The organism is Paraglaciecola sp. MB-3u-78 (assembly GCF_002835935.1).
Taxonomy (GTDB): domain Bacteria; phylum Pseudomonadota; class Gammaproteobacteria; order Enterobacterales; family Alteromonadaceae; genus Paraglaciecola.
Genome location: NZ_PJCF01000012.1, coordinates 113,073 through 132,637, shown reverse-complemented (window position 1 = coordinate 132,637; position 19,565 = coordinate 113,073). Strand labels below are relative to the sequence as shown.

At 42.3% G+C, this 19,565-nt stretch carries 12 protein-coding genes and 3 pseudogenes; 7 read left to right on the top strand and 8 right to left on the bottom strand.

Features of this window, described 5'->3' with window-relative positions:
• Window positions 1-193 precede the first annotated feature (193 nt).
• Complete coding sequence (locus tag CXF95_RS23305; protein WP_101197774.1) at window positions 194-1,795, top strand: IS1634 family transposase; 1,602 nt, start codon at window positions 194-196, stop codon at window positions 1,793-1,795.
• 70 nt (window positions 1,796-1,865) lie between these two features.
• Complete coding sequence (locus CXF95_RS23300) at window positions 1,866-2,834, top strand: tyrosine-type recombinase/integrase (protein WP_101200924.1); 969 nt, start codon at window positions 1,866-1,868, stop codon at window positions 2,832-2,834.
• Window positions 2,835-4,079: 1,245 nt separating this feature from the next.
• Here CXF95_RS23300 and CXF95_RS23295 read toward each other — a convergent pair.
• Window positions 4,080-4,745, bottom strand: a complete 666-nt coding sequence (locus tag CXF95_RS23295) for a hypothetical protein (RefSeq protein WP_101200923.1) — start codon at window positions 4,743-4,745, stop codon at window positions 4,080-4,082.
• 627 nt (window positions 4,746-5,372) lie between these two features.
• On the opposite strand from CXF95_RS23295, the pseudogene CXF95_RS23290 reads away from it, so the two are divergent.
• Window positions 5,373-6,222: pseudogene (locus CXF95_RS23290) on the top strand (integron integrase).
• 91 nt (window positions 6,223-6,313) lie between these two features.
• Window positions 6,314-6,451: pseudogene (locus CXF95_RS23285) on the top strand (type II toxin-antitoxin system ParD family antitoxin); the annotation flags it as partial.
• 158 nt (window positions 6,452-6,609) lie between these two features.
• On the opposite strand, the gene CXF95_RS23280 reads toward CXF95_RS23285, so the two are convergent.
• From CXF95_RS23280 to nirB, 5 genes and pseudogenes are all read right to left on the bottom strand, one after another.
• Entirely contained in the window at window positions 6,610-7,677 is a 1,068-nt protein-coding gene (locus CXF95_RS23280) for a glycosyl transferase family protein (RefSeq protein ID WP_101200921.1), read from the bottom strand.
• Between the two features lie 89 nt (window positions 7,678-7,766).
• The gene (cobA, locus tag CXF95_RS23275; RefSeq protein ID WP_101200920.1) at window positions 7,767-8,771 is read right to left on the bottom strand and encodes a uroporphyrinogen-III C-methyltransferase; all 1,005 of its coding nucleotides are present in this window, start codon (window positions 8,769-8,771) and stop codon (window positions 7,767-7,769) included.
• Window positions 8,768-11,473: pseudogene (locus CXF95_RS23270) on the bottom strand (molybdopterin-dependent oxidoreductase). The gene cobA and the pseudogene CXF95_RS23270 overlap by 4 nt, the downstream one beginning before the upstream one ends.
• Before the next feature lie 54 nt (window positions 11,474-11,527).
• Window positions 11,528-11,875: a nitrite reductase small subunit NirD gene (nirD, locus tag CXF95_RS23265; RefSeq protein WP_101200919.1), complete on the bottom strand. Its 348-nt coding sequence runs from the start codon at window positions 11,873-11,875 to the stop codon at window positions 11,528-11,530.
• A gap of 11 nt (window positions 11,876-11,886) precedes the next feature.
• Window positions 11,887-14,487 carry a nitrite reductase large subunit NirB gene (nirB, locus tag CXF95_RS23260; RefSeq protein WP_369809343.1) on the bottom strand — a complete coding sequence of 867 codons (2,601 nt, stop codon included), beginning with the start codon at window positions 14,485-14,487 and terminating at the stop codon, window positions 11,887-11,889.
• A gap of 409 nt (window positions 14,488-14,896) precedes the next feature.
• Here nirB and CXF95_RS23255 point away from each other — a divergent pair, with 409 nt between their 5' ends.
• Window positions 14,897-15,757: a TraB/GumN family protein gene (locus CXF95_RS23255; protein WP_101200917.1), complete on the top strand. Its 861-nt coding sequence runs from the start codon at window positions 14,897-14,899 to the stop codon at window positions 15,755-15,757.
• Window positions 15,758-15,871: 114 nt separating this feature from the next.
• Window positions 15,872-17,092, top strand: coding sequence for a gephyrin-like molybdotransferase Glp (gene glp / locus CXF95_RS23250; RefSeq protein WP_101200916.1), 1,221 nt, complete (start codon window positions 15,872-15,874; stop codon window positions 17,090-17,092).
• Window positions 17,093-17,217: 125 nt separating this feature from the next.
• Here glp and CXF95_RS23245 read toward each other — a convergent pair whose 3' ends face one another.
• Both CXF95_RS23245 and CXF95_RS23240 read right to left on the bottom strand, forming a co-directional pair.
• A complete protein-coding gene (locus CXF95_RS23245; protein WP_101200915.1) occupies window positions 17,218-17,844 on the bottom strand; it encodes an alpha/beta family hydrolase in 627 nt (208 codons plus the stop codon).
• 233 nt (window positions 17,845-18,077) lie between these two features.
• The gene (locus CXF95_RS23240) at window positions 18,078-18,992 is read right to left on the bottom strand and encodes a transcriptional regulator GcvA (protein ID WP_101200914.1); all 915 of its coding nucleotides are present in this window, start codon (window positions 18,990-18,992) and stop codon (window positions 18,078-18,080) included.
• A gap of 221 nt (window positions 18,993-19,213) precedes the next feature.
• Between CXF95_RS23240 and CXF95_RS23230 the strand changes: the two genes are divergently transcribed.
• Entirely contained in the window at window positions 19,214-19,516 is a 303-nt protein-coding gene (locus CXF95_RS23230) for a hypothetical protein (protein WP_101200912.1), read from the top strand.
• Window positions 19,517-19,565: the final 49 nt, after the last annotated feature.

Below are 19,565 nucleotides of genomic sequence, written 5' to 3'. Positions count from 1 at the left end.
CACGTATAACATCTGTTACAGGTAACGTTTTTTGTTGACCAACGCACCACCCTTGCTCTATTATCTGTCATTCCGCACCTAAATTTAGAATTGAATTTGGTTATTAATTGACCACTTGATGTGGGTTTGTTAAAAACACCTTGACGCCGATCCCCAGTTTTGATCTATTACTCTCTTTTGAGAGCTATAAATAATGACTTACCCCTCCTCCAAATCCCTCGATCACCTTGGCCTTGTCGCTGGATTTTGTAAAGATATTCAACTTGCACAATACATTGATGATGCATTAGGTGGCTCTAATGAGCGTAAAGTCAGCTTTGGACAATTATTCGTGGCGATGCTACTCAATGGTTTAGGTTTTACCGGTCGCACTTTGCATATGTACAGTGAATATTTTGAAAGCAAACCGCTTGACCGTTTGCTCGGGGAAGGAATATCTGCCGATGATATTAATGACGATGCGCTTGGGCGATGTTTGGATGCACTTTACGACAAGGGCGTATCCTCTCTTTACCAAGGCATAGGCGAGCGGGTGGTCAATCATCTAGGGTTAGATTGCCAAGCGGTGCATCTCGACTCCACTAGTTTCCATTATGATGGCCAAGCCACACCAGTGGGTGAGTTTGGACACATTCGCATTGCCCAAGGCTATTCACGTGACCATCGCCCTGAGCTCAATCAGGTGATATTAAATCTCATTTGCGAAAACCAGTCGGGTATTCCGGTGTACATGAAGCCCGCCAGTGGCAACAACAATGATATGGAAGGCTTTAAACAGATTGTGAAGGCGCATATTGGTAGTTTAAAAGCGGCTCAAGCCAGCCGCTATTTAGTGGCCGATGCGGCGCTTTATGTCAAAGAAACGATTGAGGAATTAGACGCCCAAGGTCAATTATTTATCACGCGGGTGCCGCAAACACTGAGAGAAGCGAAGGCACTGGTTGCACAAGCCCCCACTTTACTGTTTACCCCTATTTCCCAAGGCTATGAAGGCGTCAGTTATGACAGCGAATATGGCGGTGTTAAACAAACATGGTTACTCATTCGCAGTGAGCAGGCTTACAAGCGTGAGCAACACAACTTAAACAAGCGCATGTTAAAAGCCGGCGAGCAAGCGCGAAAAAGCTTCAAACAGTTAAGCCAACAACGCTTTGCCTGCGTCCAAGATGCACAAAGCGCCATTGTAAAATGGCGAAGTAAACAAACCGTGTGTGATGTCAATGCCCGAGCAATTGAAGTGGCGGTATATGCAAACGCAGGACGACCTAAACGAGGCGAATTACCCACGCGCATTGAATATCAAATCACGGGCGAATTATGCACACCTCTGATATCACGCCAAACCGCTTTACAGCAACTCGGACTGTTCATTATTGCCACCAATGATGTCAGTGATGATTTGGATATGGCCAGTTTACTCAGCAGCTACAAAGCCCAGCAAAATGTTGAAAAAGGCTTTCGTTTCTTAAAAAGTCCCGACTTCCTAACCAGTGCCATTTACCTCAAGAAGCCAGAACGTATTGAAGCCTTACTGATGGTCATGACCAGTTGTTTAATGGTGTACGCCAGTCTAGAGCATCAAATCCGCAAAACACTCAAAGACAAGGCGTGTTACTTCCCCGACCAGAAAAAAAAGCCAAGCCAAACACCCACTGCTCGATGGGTTTTCCAATGCTTCGAAAATATTACAGTTCTGTATCAAGCTGAACACATTCCGCTGGTGATGAACTTAAAAGAACGACAACACATCATCATTAATTGCCTTGGTGATGTATACCGGAGAATTTATTCTTAAAGTGGGTGCGGAAGATCGGCTATTATTCCAGATAATTTTAATTATCTAGAATAATTGAAATGGAGATAAAATGACTGACTTGATGAGCGTGAGTGACATTTCTGATGAAACTGTTCGGTCACAAGTGTTAGCTAATCTCGAAGAATTCAAACACGACCTATTGGACGATATGGCCAGTAATACCAAACGGGCCTACTTAAGTGATTTTGAACATTACTTATCTTTTTGTTTAAAACACGGGTTAGTGAGTATGAGTGATGATTGGCGAGTGACGAAAGACACCATCAAAACATACTTTGTTTCACTCATGGCATCAGACCTTAAAAACGCATCAATTAAACGCAAACTCAGTTCAATTAAATTTTTTATCGGTATTGCAGAACTACCGGATCCGTTCAAACACTCCAAGCTATTACGTGATTTTATAACAAACAAACTCAAAAAAAAGCCAGCAGCGCAAACACAGGCAAATCCAGTTACTGCAGAGGTTTTAGTGGCGCTCAATGAAACATTTAACCCCCTCTCACTGTTGGATATACGCAATAAACTGCTGGTTAATCTTGCTTTTGACAGCTTGTTTCGGGCATCGAATTTGGCGGAGATTGAAGTGGCACACATCGATAGAGAGCATGGATCTGTGTTTGCCTCATATTCAAAGACAGACCAGGAAGGACAAGGGAGTTATGGCTACATATCGCCTAAAACCATTATATTGCTTGACGAGTGGTTAAACGCATCGGGGATCACAGAAAGGTTTATTTTTAGAACGCTATCACCGAAACAAACCGTACAACAAAAAACTATGGGTTATCAAGCTATCTACAAGACGTTTAAAAATTTTGGTGGTTCTAGGTATTTAGATAACAAAATAAGTTACAGCTGCCATTCAACAAGGGTTGGTGCAACCGTCAGTATGACAGAACAAAATAGACCGTTAATAAAAATCATCCAAGCGGGTAATTGGAAGTCCGAAAGAATGGCTATTCGGTATGGGCAGCGCACCAATGTTGCCAAAGGAGGAATGGTTGACATTATTTGATAGAGCGCAGCTATTTTCGTTTTAGAATGACAAAGGCTTCTATCGACTGGACCGAACCATAATAGATTCGACGATAACATTTGAAGAAATCCATAAAAATATTATCAAGTGGCGAGAAATTCACGGTAGTTATGAAAATAAGTGAGGATTTAATTGCTCTTATATGGATGGATATTGTCACCCTGCAGCGCCATTTTACAGGTGAAATCTTCAACTGTCCGCTATGGCGATCTCCATACATTAAGAATTGTGGCGGAAGCATCCAAATAAGACTTACATTTAATACTGCATATTCCAGCACACCCTGCGCTGGGTGTTTCAATGCTTCGAAGGAATTAACTTCGTTAAGACTGAAGAAACCTATGAGAAAACACACATTTACTTAGATGGATTGGACAAACTAAGGACAAAAATTATAATTTTATTGGAGGCCATTCTCTGCATTTGCATAATATCCTCGCCTGATTGGTACATACTTTTACCTTTTTAAAATTATGTTTTATGGAGTCTGCATGGGCTTTATCTTAACTCTATAAGTGAATTAACGTTGCATACTGAAGGGCTTAAATGTGCCAATACCCGTCATTCGGAGTCACTACAGTTAAACTGATTTACGCGATAAATTATCAGTCTAGTTCGCAGCCCAAAAGGGGAGGTAACGACCTATAGCGGTCGTAAGAGAATTCGAACTATCAGACTATATTGAGCCAAAAATCATCATACGATTAATCAAATGTGACTGACGGCAATGAGCGAAAAGCAGACAAACAAGTTAATCATCTTAAGGACGGGAATTCCGACAAAGCCGTCATTAGCCGAACGACTCCTTTGCCCAAGATAGCGGTCATTCAAAAAATGAAAATTTAGGCACTTTTCCGTCATTGAGTATTCTTGTTTAAAGTCAAAAAATGCCTGATAGCTGACCTAAGCATTTGTTGATTTTCAGTATTGTTTTTTGACGAGAAAGTGCCCTGGCTGTGTGAAAAACAGCCATTTCAAAGATAGGTGGGTTTTTTAGTTATGTTTTTGATCAAATACTCACCTATTGTGGAGAATCATTCTTAAATTACGGGTAATTATCATGCGAAAGTGCAACGTTATCCTATGCGCCCTTAATTTTTTGGGGTTTTCACACAGCCTGTGCCGAGAGCGGACTTTTAATTACTAGTCGGTTTTCAAGTGTTCTTGACCCCTTGATTCCTCTTGATTCCTGCTTTTGTCATGTCCCCGAATGGCCCCCTACTGTCACCCCTCTTCGAGAACCTCAATTTCAGGCTCGTCTGCGGAATCAACATCAGTACCTTCATGTTCAGTTGGCGGGTCAATGCCAAGAAATGGTTGAGTATAAATCCGCCCGCAATCGATCTCACGCCTACGATCAAACGGTCCGTTAACGTTGTCTGTTTTAACAAGTTTCCAGTTCTCCCAGGGATCGCAACCGAGTGGTGGGCCCACTCTCCAGGGATTGTCCTTAGCATCGATGTTCTTCTGTAACACCATTCCTCCGCCTACCGCCAAACCACCCCCTACGGTTACCAAGAGAGCTGCTTTGGAAACTGCAACGGCAGTTAAAGCTGCGCCGGCGGGGGGAAAGAGAAAGGTGAGTCCGACAACAACCATTGCGAAGCCAGCAACCACCAATATCCCCCCCACACCTATCATGAAACGGGAAGCAATTGCTTTCCGAATTGCCTGAAACTTACACACCCTGATTGACTCGTACGTCTTAATCAATTTCTGAGTGGTTGTTTCTATGTAACAGGGCGAGGGAGCGTCTGCTTTTATCTTTGCGCGTAGATGCATGTAGGTTTCATGCTTCCAAGTACGGGTCTCAGTCTGCTTATATATAAAGCCCGCCGGCCGACTTGGGTCTTGCGCCAAATCCTTGGTTGAGAATGTTCGTTTCGACATTATATTTCCCCGTCTGGAGTCATCACAACCTTTGGGTATAAGTAAAATAAAGCGTCATTTTTCATAAGTTTTAAAATATACTTTAGCTCAAGTTTTCAATTTCACCTCTTTTTCATATCAATGAAAGAGCGATAGTCAGACGCTTCTCGCCTATTACTCAGCTGTTTTCACAGAATTTAAAATGGAAACAAGCGCCTCCCGCTGTTGTGCAAACCAGCTCTGAATATTGCTTTTATTCAAACAGACTAATCTGAGGCGGTGCTCTTTTTTGTGGGGCAATATTTCGACGATTTCGTCATTGTTTATATTCAGATAACTGAGTATCTTTTGGATCACCTATGGATGTTCATTAGACACATCCCTGTGTCTAAACCTACGGGCAGCATGCGCTGTGCAAATCGACTTACCTGCCGATTTGTCGATACTCTCTATAACCTTAACCTCACCCTCGACTGTCCGCAATGGCGGCAAATTTGCCGTACAAAAAATAAAAAAAATGAATTTTGGATGGCCCTTTATGGCACAAAGCAGTCCTTAAAGGCTGCGTTTTTGTTTCTACATTAGGTCAGCAAAGTGGCATCGAGGTTAAATCTAGTAAACACAACATGTAGTGGTTGGTCGGGCTAAGTGGCAGCACAGACGCAAGCAGGTGCGTTAAATGCGCTGAGTTTTTTGTATAAGGTCATTATTCAAAAACCGTTGACGTTGAAACTAAACTTTGTTCGCAGCCAACGCCAACAAAAGTTGCCGGTGGTATTAACCGTTGACGAAGTTAAACATTTGCTTGAACAAATTAACGCCAATTATTATTTGCTTGCAAGTTTGCTATACGGCAGCGGATTAAGATTGATGGAAGCCGTTAGACTCAGGGTAAAAGATATCGGTTTTGACTACCATTGCGTAAGAGTATGGAATGGCAAGGGCGGAAAACATCGAGTTGTTACCCTTGCGAATGAGTTAGAAAATCCTATTCACAGCCAAATTGCTAAGGTAAAGCAATATCTGCAATTAGACTTAAACAATACACAATTTGCTGGTGTTTGGATGCCTCACGCATTGCAATTAAAATTCCCGTCTGCCAATAAAAGTTTGAACTGGCAATACTTATTTCCCTCTTCAAAACTGAGTATTGATCCTGAAAACCAAAAGCTTAGGCGCCACCATATCAATGAAAAACAAATACAACGTAATATTATCTTTGCAACCAGTAAAGCTAATATAGACAAACACGTCACTCCACACACCCTACGCCATAGTTTTATAAAATGCGTCCTTTCATTTTACCCTTCGGGCCATCCTGCGGATGTTCAAATTTAGCTCCAGACAAATTTGTGCCACCCATCTCCTACAATCAGGCGCAGACATCCGTACTGTTCAGGATCAACTAGGCCACGCCGATTTACGTACCACCCAAATCTATACTCACATTTTACAGAGGGGTGGCAATTCAGTGATGAGCCCACTATCTAGACTTTGACGTTTACTTCCCCTCAACCAACATCATTCACCATAATCTAATATATATGGGTATACATGAATAGGTTAAGGTTAAGGTTAAGGTTAAGACTATGGCTAAAAGTACCAGTATCACCTTAGGTGAACACTTTGATCATTTTATAAATCAACAACTTACTTCAGGCCGTTACGGCTCAACAAGTGAAGTCATTAGAGCTAGTTTAATAACACTAGAAGATCAAGAAACAAAATAAAATCAACTCAATTCTTACGGTAAGAGTCTTGCACAAAAGCATGGATATTAGTCGAGCCTTATAAAAATTAAAGGCTCCGACGATACTTTTTATTTTTGACTTACCCTCGAATGTCTAATATTCCCATTTTTAAGGAATGCAAAATCGCCTCTTCCTTAATGTGCATAATGTTTTCCCGTAGTATCAAAAGCCGTAGCGGCTAAATTATCTTCAGGTAAAACTACAGGCCATGTTTTATCACGCTTTTGCCACATAACTTCTGCTTGTTGATACGCCTCTACCCAATCAAGTTTATTCACTAACACCAACATTAAACTCAAAGTCCCCACTACAGCATGATTAGCGTAAGCATCATCAAGCTCTGCGGTCCAAACACTTATTAACTGTTTAGCATCGAGCTCTTGAGGTTTAGTGATAAAAGTTTCGCAAGTGGCTTTTACGTCTTCGCTCGATTGCTGTGCGCTGCGGCTAAGATGCAGAGTCACATCTCGCAATGGATTAAATTCGACTTCTCCGCCTTCGCCTCTAAAACATAATACGTTAGCATCATTTAATAGGGCTGCGGTTTCTCGGTGTTTTTCGTCTATCTTGCGATGGAAAATGCCTTGTAGACTATGTGCAGCGTTAGATGGATTTAACATTCTGGCCAAGGTATTGGCGCACGAGCGCAAACCAAACTGCTCGCGCAATTGAATAATGTCGTCGAGTTGCGGGTTAATGTGCTTTAAATCCATGTAGGCGAAACCGAATGTGTCTAAGGCTTTTTGAGCTTGTTCTGAATTTTGCGCCACATCAAAACCTAATTGGGGTAACACTTCTTTAAGATATAAACGTTTCGAATCTGGCTCGTGGGTACCGTGTAAAAATATCCGTTTACCGCTTTTAGCCAGCAACATAACTGCTAATAAAAACCATGGGAGATGTCTGCGTTTACCTGCGTAACAGCCCATATCTAAATCAACGTTTAAATCAGCCACACTAGTAGCCGTATGCACACGAAATGCCTGACTAAAACCGGCTAGTTCTTCAGGTGTTTCTTCTCTAACCCGCAGTAACATCAAAAACGCACCTTTTTGTTCGGCTGTGGCTTGACCATTGATGATCATAGACATTGCCTGCTCGGCTTCGAGCATGGTTAAGGTGCGCCCTGCCCTTTGGCCACGGCCGATAATGCGAATAAAGTGTTTAAAGTTTGTGGGGCTGTCTGACATTGTTTCGGGCATAACTGGTTAATTCTTATCTACTATGTTTGATATTCTACTCTGAATTTCGTAATTAAATAACCAAACCTATCAGCGTAAAATCATATTAGTTAAGCTGTTGCGGCTAACTCATTTGCTGATTCTGATAACAACGATAAGTTTACTTTGTGGCGTTTATTCACCACCTCCCCCACTATCGTCACTGCAGGTCCTTGAAAGTTTTGTTCGGTTACGCGCTTAGCGATATTTTCTAAAGTGCCTATACACACTTGTTGTTGCGCCGTTGATGCTTGGTCTATGACTGCAACTGGGGTATTTGCGGCTAGACCGTGGGTTTCGAGGCGCTGCATAATAGTTTCAATGCGTTTGAGCCCCATATAAAACACTAAGGTTTCGCCATGAGTGGCAGAATGCGATGCACCTGCACCAGCCACTAGGGCTTGCCAGTTAGGCTCGTCTGTGGCTGATTTTAATTCGCCTGAGGCTGACTTTATTGATTTTATTGATTTTAAATGTGCCGTAATAAAACGTACCGATTGAGCACATTCTCTGTGGGTAAGCGGAATACCTGCATACGCCGACGCGCCTGATGCAGCGGTAATACCCGGCACTATGGCAAAGTCGATGTTGTGTTTGGCTAAAATATCACATTCTTCAGCGGCTCTAGCAAAAATGGCGGGGTCGCCCCCTTTTAGCCGTACTATGTTTTTACCGGTTAGTGCCACTTCTACCATTAACTGACATATATCAGCCTGTTGCATACTATGGCGACCACACTTTTTACCCACAAACACCCGTTCAACATGGCTTGGGTTCATCTTGATAATATCAGGATTCACTAACCAGTCGAACATCACCACATCGGCTTGTTGAATTAAACGGTGGGCTTTTAGGGTTAATAGTTCTGCATCTCCTGGCCCAGCACCAATCAAATAAACATGGCCTTTGTCAGCCCGTTTGCGGCGATGCACAAGCTGATTATTAGTGAAATACTGCTTTAACCAATTGGGTAATTGATTAATAGGATTGGCATTATGACTAGTCAAAAACTGTTGTATTCGCCCTAAGTGCAATCGTCCTAATCCACTTGGCAGTAATGTATTTTCGGTGTTCATGATACGTCCTCCAAAGCAATTAATTGGTGTTGTTCGATAACCAGTTTTTTTGGCTTATGCTGTTTAACCAGCTGGCTCAGTTCAGACTTACATGAGCCACAATTGGTGCCGCATTGTAGTTTGCGTCCTAAACTGTCTACTGAGTCGCAGCCAGTTTTGATGGCGTCAATAATGGTGTTTTCACCCACTTTAAAACAACTACATATCAACTTGCCTTGTTTGAATTGCTCGTCTGGTTGTTTGTTTAGCAAACCATGTAATTGTTCAGACGTGACGTCTTCGCTGTTGAGCAAACTATTGATCCAGCTAGGATCAACTTCAATATTTTTTGATGAGATAAACATGATCAACGACATCTCGCCCTGGCGCATGGCGCAGGTGCTGTTTAAGTCTGGGTCTGCGGCATTAATCCATTCGTCATAAAGCGGCAACTGCAATTGTAAGTGACGTTTAATCGTTGCTGGCTGCTGATCGGTGGCAAAAAATACTAGCTGGCCTTTCTCGACTGGGCTGGTGACAAAATAATCAAAATATTCACCTAGCAATTCGACCTTAAGATCTTGCTTAATAAACAATTGGCCATAATGTTGATAACTGACTTTTTGCAGCTTAATCGCAGCATGTTTAAGTTCAGGCTGGCCTGATATTTTATCGTTAGCGTCAGTATACAGCGCAGTGATATTGGCACTGGATGCATTGCTAGCACTCCAATGAATGGGCGCAAACACTTCACCTTGCCGTTGATTGTTATCAATCACTACAGGCAATAACACTGGGGGCGTTTAGCCCTTAAAATGTGCCGCGTTAAGACTGACCAAATCATCATTAATCAGACCTAAGCTTCCAGCATCTTTTGCATGTATAGCCAAGTACGGGCGGTTGACGTGTGCAGTGAGTTCCGACGTTTTGCCGGTGCGGGTCATGGTATGCCATTGGTCGCGCACCCGACCACTGTTCAACACAAAGGGGTAATCACTGTTGGTGAGTTGTTCCGGCGCAGTAAATTCTGTGACCACAAACTGCGCTTTTCCAGTTGAGGTATAGAATTTTCCGTCGCTGAATAATCGTTTAGTGCCGTCGGGAGACTGTTTGTTTACAGGCCATTGCACGGGTTTTAAACGGTTGTATTGGGTTTCTGTCAAATCACATAATCCAGAGAGGTCTAAATCACGACTGCCTTGGTTATCTACTTGCGTTAAACCTGTGTACTCGGCAAATATCTCACTGGGCGAATCAAAGTTAAAGCCCTTATCAAAACCCATAGCTTTGGCTACTTCACAAATAATCTGCCAATCGTGTTTCGCTTCGCCTGCGGCAGGTAACAAACCGCGCTGGCGGGAAATGCGGCGCTCAGAATTAGTGACTGTACCGTCTTTTTCTGACCAGCCTGTTGCAGGTAATGCTATGTGGGCATAATCGAGGGTATCGTTTTTAGCCACACAATCTGACACCACCACCAGCTCACATTTGTTTAAGGCTTCGGCAATTTTTTGTCTATTGGGCATACTCACCATAGGGTTAGTTGCCATGATCCACACGGCTTTGACTTTGGCATTGTTGATATTTTCAAATAAATCGACGGCTTTTAAGCCGACTTTATCGGCGATTTTCGGTGACTGCCAATAAGTTTGAACTGTTTTACGATGCTCAGGATTGTCGATATCCATATGACAAGCCAACATGTTGGCCAAGCCACCTACTTCACGGCCACCCATGGCATTTGGCTGACCTGTTAATGAAAACGGTCCACAGCCTTCACGGCCAATTTTACCCGTGGCTAAATGACAATTAATAATACTGCTGGCTTTATCTGTACCTGAAGTCGATTGATTAACGCCCATACAATAGGCCGTAACCACTTTGTCGGTCTGACTAAACAATTTGTAAAAACTGATTAAGTCTAATTCTGTTATATCACATTGCTGGGCGACCTTAGCCAGAGTCCAAAACGCACAGTTATTTAATACCTGCGCAACGCCTTGGGTATGGGCTGAGATATAATTGATGTCCAAAACATCTTGGGTAGCTAGGTAGGCCAACAAACCATTAAACAAGGCAACATCGGTGCCGGGTTTAATCGCTAAATGTAAATCTGCTAACTCTGACGTAGCCGTTCTACGGGGATCGATTGTGACCACTTGTATGTCAGGATTAAGCTTTTTGGCACGTTCAATTCGTTGAAATAATACAGGATGTGTCCAAGCGGCGTTGGAGCCAACCAAGATTAACAATTCGGTTTGTTCTAAATCTTCATAACAACAAGGCACAGCATCGGCACCAAATGCACGTTTGTAGGCAGCGACCGCAGACGACATACACAGTCTCGAATTAGTATCGATATTGGCAGTGCCTATGTAGCCTTTCATTAGTTTATTGGCGACGTAATAATCTTCGGTTAATAATTGCCCCGAGACATAAAACGCCACTGAATCGGGACCATGTTCTGCAATAAGCTGATTAAATTTACTGGCAACTTGAGCAATTGCCTCTTCCCAACTGGCTTTATTACCGTCAATCATAGGGCTATGTAAGCGGCCTGATGCTGAGTTGGTTTCCAGTAGTTTGCTACCTTTAACGCATAAACGCCCAAAGTTGGCCGGATGATCGCTGCTACCTTTTAGGTCTGTTAATTTATTATCTGCGCCAACTTGCACTTCCACACCACAACCTACCCCGCAGTATGGACACGTAGTGTTAAGCATAGAAGGCGCGTTACCTTTGCGTTGTTTTTGTGGAGGACGACTAGAAGGCATCAATTAACCAACCAACTGCAACTGCACTTGGTTTTGTTCGATACGCACCGGGTAGACAAGCAACTTAATGGTTTCGTCATCTAGGCACTGCCCGGACTCTAAGCAATAACGCTGCTTGTAAAGTGGTGAAATGATCACCTTGACGTTTTCAACAGAGCCCACTAACCCACGATACAACACATTGGCTTTGCCAATAGGATCCCAGTTACTCACTGCAAAAATCTGTTCACCATTAACGCCTTTAATCTTAAACAAGGCAATTTGTTGTTCGTTCAACAATGCGCAAACCCCAGAGTTAGTGACTAAATCTGTATCGCTGCATACTGTTATCCAATTATTTGATGTATTCATGATGTGTCTCCTTAAACCAGTTCTATGGCAAGTTCAGTGCCTTTCACTTCACTACTTTGCGATTCGCTGCTTTGCGATTGACTGCTTTTTGTTTGGCTAAAGAGTTCTTTTTCTGATTCTGTAGCTGGGCGAATTTGTTCACGCTCTTCAACAAATACAATGTTCAAATCAGATTTATCACTATTAACAAACTGACGGAAACGTTTACGAGATTGTTCGTTCTCAATTGCGGTTTTCCACTCACACTGGTAGGTGTCGACCACATTTTGCATTTGTGCTTCAAGCTCTTCGCCTAAGCCTAACGAGTCTTCAATCACCGCTTGCTGCAAATACGCTAAACCACCTTCAAGGTTTTCCATCCATACCGAAGTACGTTGCAAACGGTCGCCAGTTCTAACGTAAAACATCAGTACGCGGTCAATGTATTTAACTAAAGTTGCAGTGTCTAAATCGGTAGCAAACAAATCGCCATGACGGGGTTTCATGCCGCCATTGCCACATACATATAAGTTCCAGCCGTTTTCGGTGGCGATGATGCCTATATCTTTACTTTGGGCTTCGGCACATTCACGGGTACAACCCGACACACCAAACTTGATTTTGTGGGGTGCCCGTAAACCTTTGTAACGATTTTCTAATTCTATGGCTTGGCCTACTGAGTCTTGCACACCAAAACGACACCAAGTACTGCCTACGCATGACTTCACTGTTCTTAGTGACTTGGCATAGGCATGGCCGGTTTCAAAACCGGCTTCGATAAGGGTTTGCCAAATAGCGGGAAGTTGATCCACACGGGCGCCAAATAAATCGATGCGTTGGCCGCCAGTGATTTTGGTATACAACTTATAATCTTTGGCGACTTGACCTAATACTATGAGTTTTTCTGGGGTGATTTCGCCGCCCGCGATACGGGGCACCACTGAATACGTGCCGTCTTTTTGCATATTACCCAGGTATGTGTCGTTGGTATCTTGCAGGCTGACGTGGTCTGGTTTGAGTACAAAGTCGTTCCAAACTGAAGCAAGAATAGACGCAGTTACCGGTTTACATATTTCACAGCCTAAACCTTTGCCATGTTTATCAATCAAATCGTCAAAGGTTTTGATGCCGCCGACTTTAACTAAGTGAAACATTTCTTGACGTGAATAAGCGAAGTGTTCGCAGATGTCTTTTTTCACTTCAACGCCACGTTTGGTGAGTTCGCTGTCCACTACTGTTTTCAGCAGTGCCGTACAACCGCCGCAACCTGTGCTGGCTTTGGTACAGGATTTAATATCCCCTAAGTTACAACTGCCGGTGACAAAGGCCTCAATGATATCGCCCTTTGATACGTTGTGACATGAACAAATAGTCGCAGTATCGGGAAATGCGTCAACACCTAGTGCCGGGGCCGCGTTAGCTCCCGCGGGTAAAATAAGGCTTTCTGGATGTTCTGGTAATTCAATATCATTTAATGCGTATTGCAGCAAAGTATCGTAGTCACTGGTGTCACCTATGAGCACGGCACCCAGTAGTTTTTTCTGCTCGCCATCGATCACAATCTTTTTGTAGACTTCTAGAGGCTGGTTTTCGTAGGTGTAACATAAAGCTCCAGCAGTTCTAGCATGAGCATCACCAATTGAACCAACTTCTACGCCCATGAGTTTTAGCTTGGTGCTCATATCCGCACCTTGGAACGTCACATCACCACCAATAATATGACTAGCAGCGGCTCTGGCCATAGTGTAACCGGGTGCCACTAATCCAAAGATAAAGTTATTCCATAATGCACATTCACCAATAGCGTAGATATCCGCATCACTGGTTAGGCATTGGTCATTTACCACTATGCCACCGCGCTCACCTATGGCGATATCAAATTCACGGGCTAATGCATCTTGCGGTCGAATACCTGCCGAAAACAAGATCATGTCGGTTTCTAATACTTCTCCATCGGCAAAACACATTTTGTAGCGACAGGTTTCGCCGGCTTCAATGCTTTGTGTGGCTTTTTGAGTATGTACTTGTACGCCAAGGGCTTCGATTTTACTGCGCAGTACACGACCACCGCCGTTATCTACCTGCACAGCCATTAACTGCGGGGCAAATTCAACCACATGGGTTTGTAACCCCGCTTCTTTTAAGGCGTTGGCCGCTTCTAAACCTAATAGACCACCACCCACCACCACGCCCACTTTACTGACGGCAGATGAAGCACTGATATTTTCAAGATCTTCAATGGTACGGTAGACCAAACAATGAGGTTGGTCGTTACCCGGTATGGGCGGAACAAAAGGATAAGAGCCAGTTGATAAAACCAGCTTATCGTATTCAAACACCTCGCCCACTGCGGTTGTGACTGTTTTAGCCAACTTATTGATGTTGATAACCTTGGCATTCAAAGCGAATTTAATATTGTGTGCTTGATAATATTCTGGGGTGGTTAATGCCAGCTCATCAGCTGTTTTGCCAGAAAAATACTCAGATAAATGTACACGGTCATAGGCAAGCCTTGGCTCTGCTGACAACACTACAACATCTAACTGCGTGTTGTTGTCTGCATTATTTTCTTGTATCAATTGGTCGACAAAATGATGACCAACCATGCCATTGCCTACTACTACTATTCGCATGTTATTCCCGTTGTGTACATTGATTAAGTCCGACATAAGTCACCCTGCATTTATCTGGATTTCTTGAGCGCAAAAAAAAACCCACCATTCCAGTTCAGGAATAGGTGGGCTTCTTTGCCGAGTCACCTTGCATACGTTTTTGTATAAAAGATGAAAAATAAATTTAGCAAAAATTTACATTGCTTAGTACGTAGGCTAATACACAAATGATGCCAATTATTAATACCATACAATTCAGTCAGTTAGCTAAAATAGAGAGGTGTAACGCTACAATCATTGCTCATATTCAATGCAGTAGCACCAAGATAGAGCATGAAAAAGAGACTGGGTGATGTTGCGTTAAGCTATACAGCGAGGCTATTCTTGTATCCGGTTTTTTGCATAGATACCTATAGGAAGAAGTAACAAAATGACTTTGATAAAAGCGTTCACACTGAGTACTGTTCTATTATTTACCCTTGATCTTCAAGCTGCATCGGTGTGGAAAGTGACTAACAACCAGCACAGCCTTTATATTGGGGGTACTATCCATGTTCTCACTCCTAAGGATTATCCTTTAGCAAAAGAATATGATTTGGCATACCAAGCATCAGATAAAGTGATTTTTGAAACCGACATGGAGGTGGTGAGCTCACCAGCATTTGGTCAAAAAATGATGGACCAAATGATGTATAGCGACGGCACGACTATTAATACAGTCTTGCAACCCGATACGTATAAAGCGTTAGCGATACATTTATCATCACGAGAAATACCGATGCAGGCATTTGCATCACATAAGCCGAGTTTATTAGCGATTTCACTGACCTTTATTGAACTACAAGCAATGGGTTACACCAGTGTAGGTGTAGATATGTTTTTTGCGAATATGGCAAAGACGCAAGCAAAGGAACAAGGCTGGCTAGAAACACCTGATGAACAACTGGCGTTTATCTCTAAATTGGGCGGTGACGATCCTAATGCCATGATTGAATACACCTTAAAAGACATCAAAAAAATGCCGGAGATGTTTGCTAAGCTACATTCGACTTGGCTTGCAGGTGATATGCAAGGTATGGCCGATGTAGGTATCACACCTTTTAAAGCTGATTATCCGACTATCTATCAAGACTTGCTGGTAACTCGCAACAACAATTGGTTACCTAAAATTGTGAACATGCTCAATGACCCATCCATAGAGTTTATATTGGTTGGCGCTTTACATCTTGCAGGGCCTGATAGTGTATTAGCTAAGCTCAAAGCTAAAGGTTACAAAATCGAAAAACTTTAACCAATAATCAAAACACAGGGATAAATGCCCTGTGTTTTGAAATTTGCACACCCTCTAGCATTTTTTTTGCGATAATCATCTATTGATTTGTAAAGACTGACAATAACGAAACCTATGATCGAAACCTGCGATAGCCCCGGACTTTTACCCATACAATCTGCTATTTACACTATGCTAAAGCAAGTGCACCCCATTTTAGAAAGTGAGCAAATAGAACTGGAAGACTCACTTGGCAGAGTCTTAGCCGTGGATGTGGAGTCCAATATTAATGTACCGCCAAATGATAATTCAGCCATGGATGGTTATGCTATGCGTTGTGAAGATCTTATTGGTAACAACACACTTCAATTAGTGGGTACAGCTTTAGCTGGTGCACCTTTTAGACAGAAAGTGTTGCCCGGCCAATGTATCAGGATCATGACAGGTGCCGTTATCCCCCAAGGGGCTGATTCTGTGGTGATGCAAGAAAACACTGAGACTAAAGACGGTTTTGTTATTTTTAAACAAATACCTGAATTCGGTAACAGCGTACGAAAAGCCGGAGAAGATATTCAGCAAGGCATGGTTGTGGTAACCAAAGGCACTAAGCTAACCCCAGCGTATCTCGCATTAATTGCTTCTGTGGGTATGGCTGAGATATCCGTCATTCGTAATCTCAAAGTAGGTTTAATTGCCACAGGTGATGAATTAACGCCCCCAGGTCAAGCCCTTACCGATGGTGCTATTTACGAGAGTAATCGTTATGCACTTACCGCATTACTCAAAACGTTTCCCGTTGTTGTGTTTGATTTTGGCATAGTCAAAGATAACAAAGATGATCTCAAAGCCGTTTTTGAACAAGCGGGCAGTCATTGTGATTTAGTGTTGTCTTGTGGTGGAGTATCGGTAGGTGATGCCGATTACGTCAAAGAAATATTGGATGACCTAGGATCTATCAATTTTTGGAAAGTGGCGATTAAACCCGGTAAACCTTTTGCTTTTGGACAACTGGGTAAGGCTTGTTTTTGCGGATTACCCGGTAACCCTGTTTCGTCTTATGTCACATTTGAACAGTTGGTTACACCGGTATTACAAAAATTAAGTGGTCAAACATATCGACCTACTCCACATTTTGTCGCCAAAGCAGCCTGTCTTATTAAGAAACGACCTGGACGAGCCGATTATCAAAGGGGCATATTCTACCGTGACGGACAGGGTGAACTGTTGGTTAAGCCCAATGGCAAACAAGGTTCAGGTATCATGAGCTCTATCGCCAATGCCAATTGTTATATGGTTCTGGAGCAGGACACAGGAGATGTTCAAGTGGGTGAAAACGTGAACATCCAGCCTTTTTAAGCCGGTCAAGCGGAGTCTGATTAAATCAATAACAACTATCTGCTTTTCTTTGTGCTCTAGGTGTTGTCTGTGGTGAAAAAAATTTTAGGGGCAGATTAGGTTTGAGCTAGCAGAGCGAACCCTATTCATATATGCGACTTAATAAATTCAGCAGTTTGGCTAACAGCTAAATTAAGATGATCATCAAGCTTAAAACCAGAAGCCTTGCGCGGTTTAAAACTATGATCGCCATCCGCTAAATAACTGACTTGTACCTGTGATGATAAATTATATGAGCCAATATCTTCTCGGGTACCAAAGGTGTCCCGTTCGCCTTGCAATATTAATACGGGTTTATTCATTACCAACAAATGTTCAGTACGTAACTTCTCAGGTTTACCCGGAGGATGAAAAGGGTATCCCATACAGATACAGCCTAATGCACTCGACTCTTGCAATAACATACTGGCCATTCTGCCCCCCATCGACTTGCCACCAATAAAGATGGGTAACCTATCGTCAATTTCACTCAGTACTGTTTTAAAGTGAAGCAGTAATTTCTCGGCTCTATCCGGTGGTCGCCTTTTACCCAAGTCTTCAGCCAATTGCATGTAAGCAAAATTAAAACGCACTACGTTAATATTGTGTTTGGCCAAGCCCTCGGCCATTAGTTGCATAAAGTCACTATTTTGCCCGGCACCCGCGCCATGGGCGAAAACAAAAGTTGCAATAGGGTTTGTTGCTTTATTAAGTAGGGGCTGTTGATCTATCATATATCACCGAGACTGAGGTCATTTATTTGGATACCAAGGCGTTTGCCTTGAAGTTTAGTCATTCTAAACGAAAGATAAACAACGAAGGTAGGCGAATAAATGGCCCAGCCCGCAGGGTTTTCCTCAAAACGCCCTCACTCATCGTTAAAACCTGTTTATTTGGATGACCAAACTTCACAGGTTTCGCCTTGATTGAGGACATTTTGAGGAAAATCTCGATGACATATGAAAGATCAATAGCCCCTTAAGTATTGATCATCTTGCTCTTCTTTTACTTGTGCCAATAACCATTCACGAAATGCAGTGATTTTACCTAAATCAGCCTGAGACTGATGGCAGACTAAATAATAAGCACTTTTAGTGATTAACTTTTCCTCGAATGGACATATTAATCGTCCCGCCTCAATTTCTGGTCTGGCTAAAAAACTGTAACCTAGAGCGATCCCTTGCCCTAAAGCCGCCACTTGTTGAACTAATAACGAATGACTAAAAATCGGCCCATGATTAACATTCACTCCCAATACGTTGAAATGTCGTATCCACTCCTGCCAAGCGTCTCTAGAGGAGTCGTGTAATAACGTATGTTGCGACAGATCGTCCAACTTCTTTAGAGGTTTACCTCCTTGTATCAATAAAGGGGAACACATAGGGGTCAGATATTCGGTATGTAACTTATCAGCTGCTAGACCTGACCATTTGCCCTTGCCAAAATAAATTGCGACATCCACATCATCGGTTAAAAATCCCTCATCACCGTCTACCGCTTTTATCCGTAGATCGATATCTGGATTTAACTGACTAAATTTGCTGATCCTAGGCACTAACCACTGGATCGCAAAACTTGTTTGCAACGCTACGGTAATGGCTCCCTTCTCCCCTTTTGCCACTAATCGCTGAGTTGCATCATTTAGCGACTGAAAAATGTCTTTTAATTCAAGGTAGTAACTCTGGCCTTCTTCAGTCAAAAATAACGCTCGATTTTTGCGCACAAAAAGTTTCATGGATAAAAACTCTTCTAATGCTTTTATTTGATGGCTAACAGCTGCTTGAGTAACAAAAAGTTCATCTGCAGCCCGGGTAAAGCTGAGATGCCTAGCTGCCACTTCAAAGGCTTTAAGAGAGTTAAGAGGAGGTAATCTGCGGTTCATGGCTAAGCAGTCAACTAATTATATATCAGCTACCATTAAAGCATTAGTTTTTCTAATCTACAAGTACAGAAAAAGTCATTTTATTAGGTTTAAATTTAAATATACAATTCGACTTGTGGTAAATATTTATTGTTTTAAAACAATAAATAACAATCACAAAACAGATTTAATATACAAAAAAACACTTATTATTTTACATTACTAAACTAAAGGTTAACAAAATGAAAACAACTTATACAATAGTGGCTATTTTAGTCTCAGCACTTTTTAATCAAACTGCTACAGCAGAACTGAGATCTACTGGTTCTAGGATGCAACTTGAAAGTACATTTGGAATAGACATTGAAACTGAAATAGTAAACAATATCAATGCGATGCTTGAAAATATTCAAGTTTCAGTTAGTAAAACAGATGTTGTCAAACAACTTAATATCGACACAGTTCAATCACAAACAAATGAATTAGTGCTAAAACTAGGTAAGACACTACCAGAATTCAAATTTAAAGTAGTCATCGCAGAATAATTTATACGTTTTTGTTTACCCGTTGACACCTTTTAGTAAGTTATCGCTG

Bases quoted from the DNA above. Each gene is read 5' to 3' on its own strand.
- CXF95_RS23230 (WP_101200912.1), top strand. From the start codon at position 19,214: ATGAAAACAACTTATACAATAGTGGCTATTTTAGTCTCAGCACTTTTT.
- nirD (WP_101200919.1), bottom strand. From the start codon at position 11,875: ATGAATACATCAAATAATTGGATAACAGTATGCAGCGATACAGATTTA.
- nirB (WP_369809343.1), bottom strand. From the start codon at position 14,487: ATGCGAATAGTAGTAGTAGGCAATGGCATGGTTGGTCATCATTTTGTC.
- glp (WP_101200916.1), top strand. From the start codon at position 15,872: ATGATCGAAACCTGCGATAGCCCCGGACTTTTACCCATACAATCTGCT.
- CXF95_RS23245 (WP_101200915.1), bottom strand. From the start codon at position 17,844: ATGATAGATCAACAGCCCCTACTTAATAAAGCAACAAACCCTATTGCA.
- CXF95_RS23240 (WP_101200914.1), bottom strand. From the start codon at position 18,992: ATGAACCGCAGATTACCTCCTCTTAACTCTCTTAAAGCCTTTGAAGTG.
- CXF95_RS23305 (WP_101197774.1), top strand. From the start codon at position 194: ATGACTTACCCCTCCTCCAAATCCCTCGATCACCTTGGCCTTGTCGCT.
- CXF95_RS23255 (WP_101200917.1), top strand. From the start codon at position 14,897: ATGACTTTGATAAAAGCGTTCACACTGAGTACTGTTCTATTATTTACC.
- CXF95_RS23300 (WP_101200924.1), top strand. From the start codon at position 1,866: ATGACTGACTTGATGAGCGTGAGTGACATTTCTGATGAAACTGTTCGG.
- cobA (WP_101200920.1), bottom strand. From the start codon at position 8,771: ATGAACACCGAAAATACATTACTGCCAAGTGGATTAGGACGATTGCAC.
- CXF95_RS23280 (WP_101200921.1), bottom strand. From the start codon at position 7,677: ATGCCCGAAACAATGTCAGACAGCCCCACAAACTTTAAACACTTTATT.
- CXF95_RS23295 (WP_101200923.1), bottom strand. From the start codon at position 4,745: ATGTCGAAACGAACATTCTCAACCAAGGATTTGGCGCAAGACCCAAGT.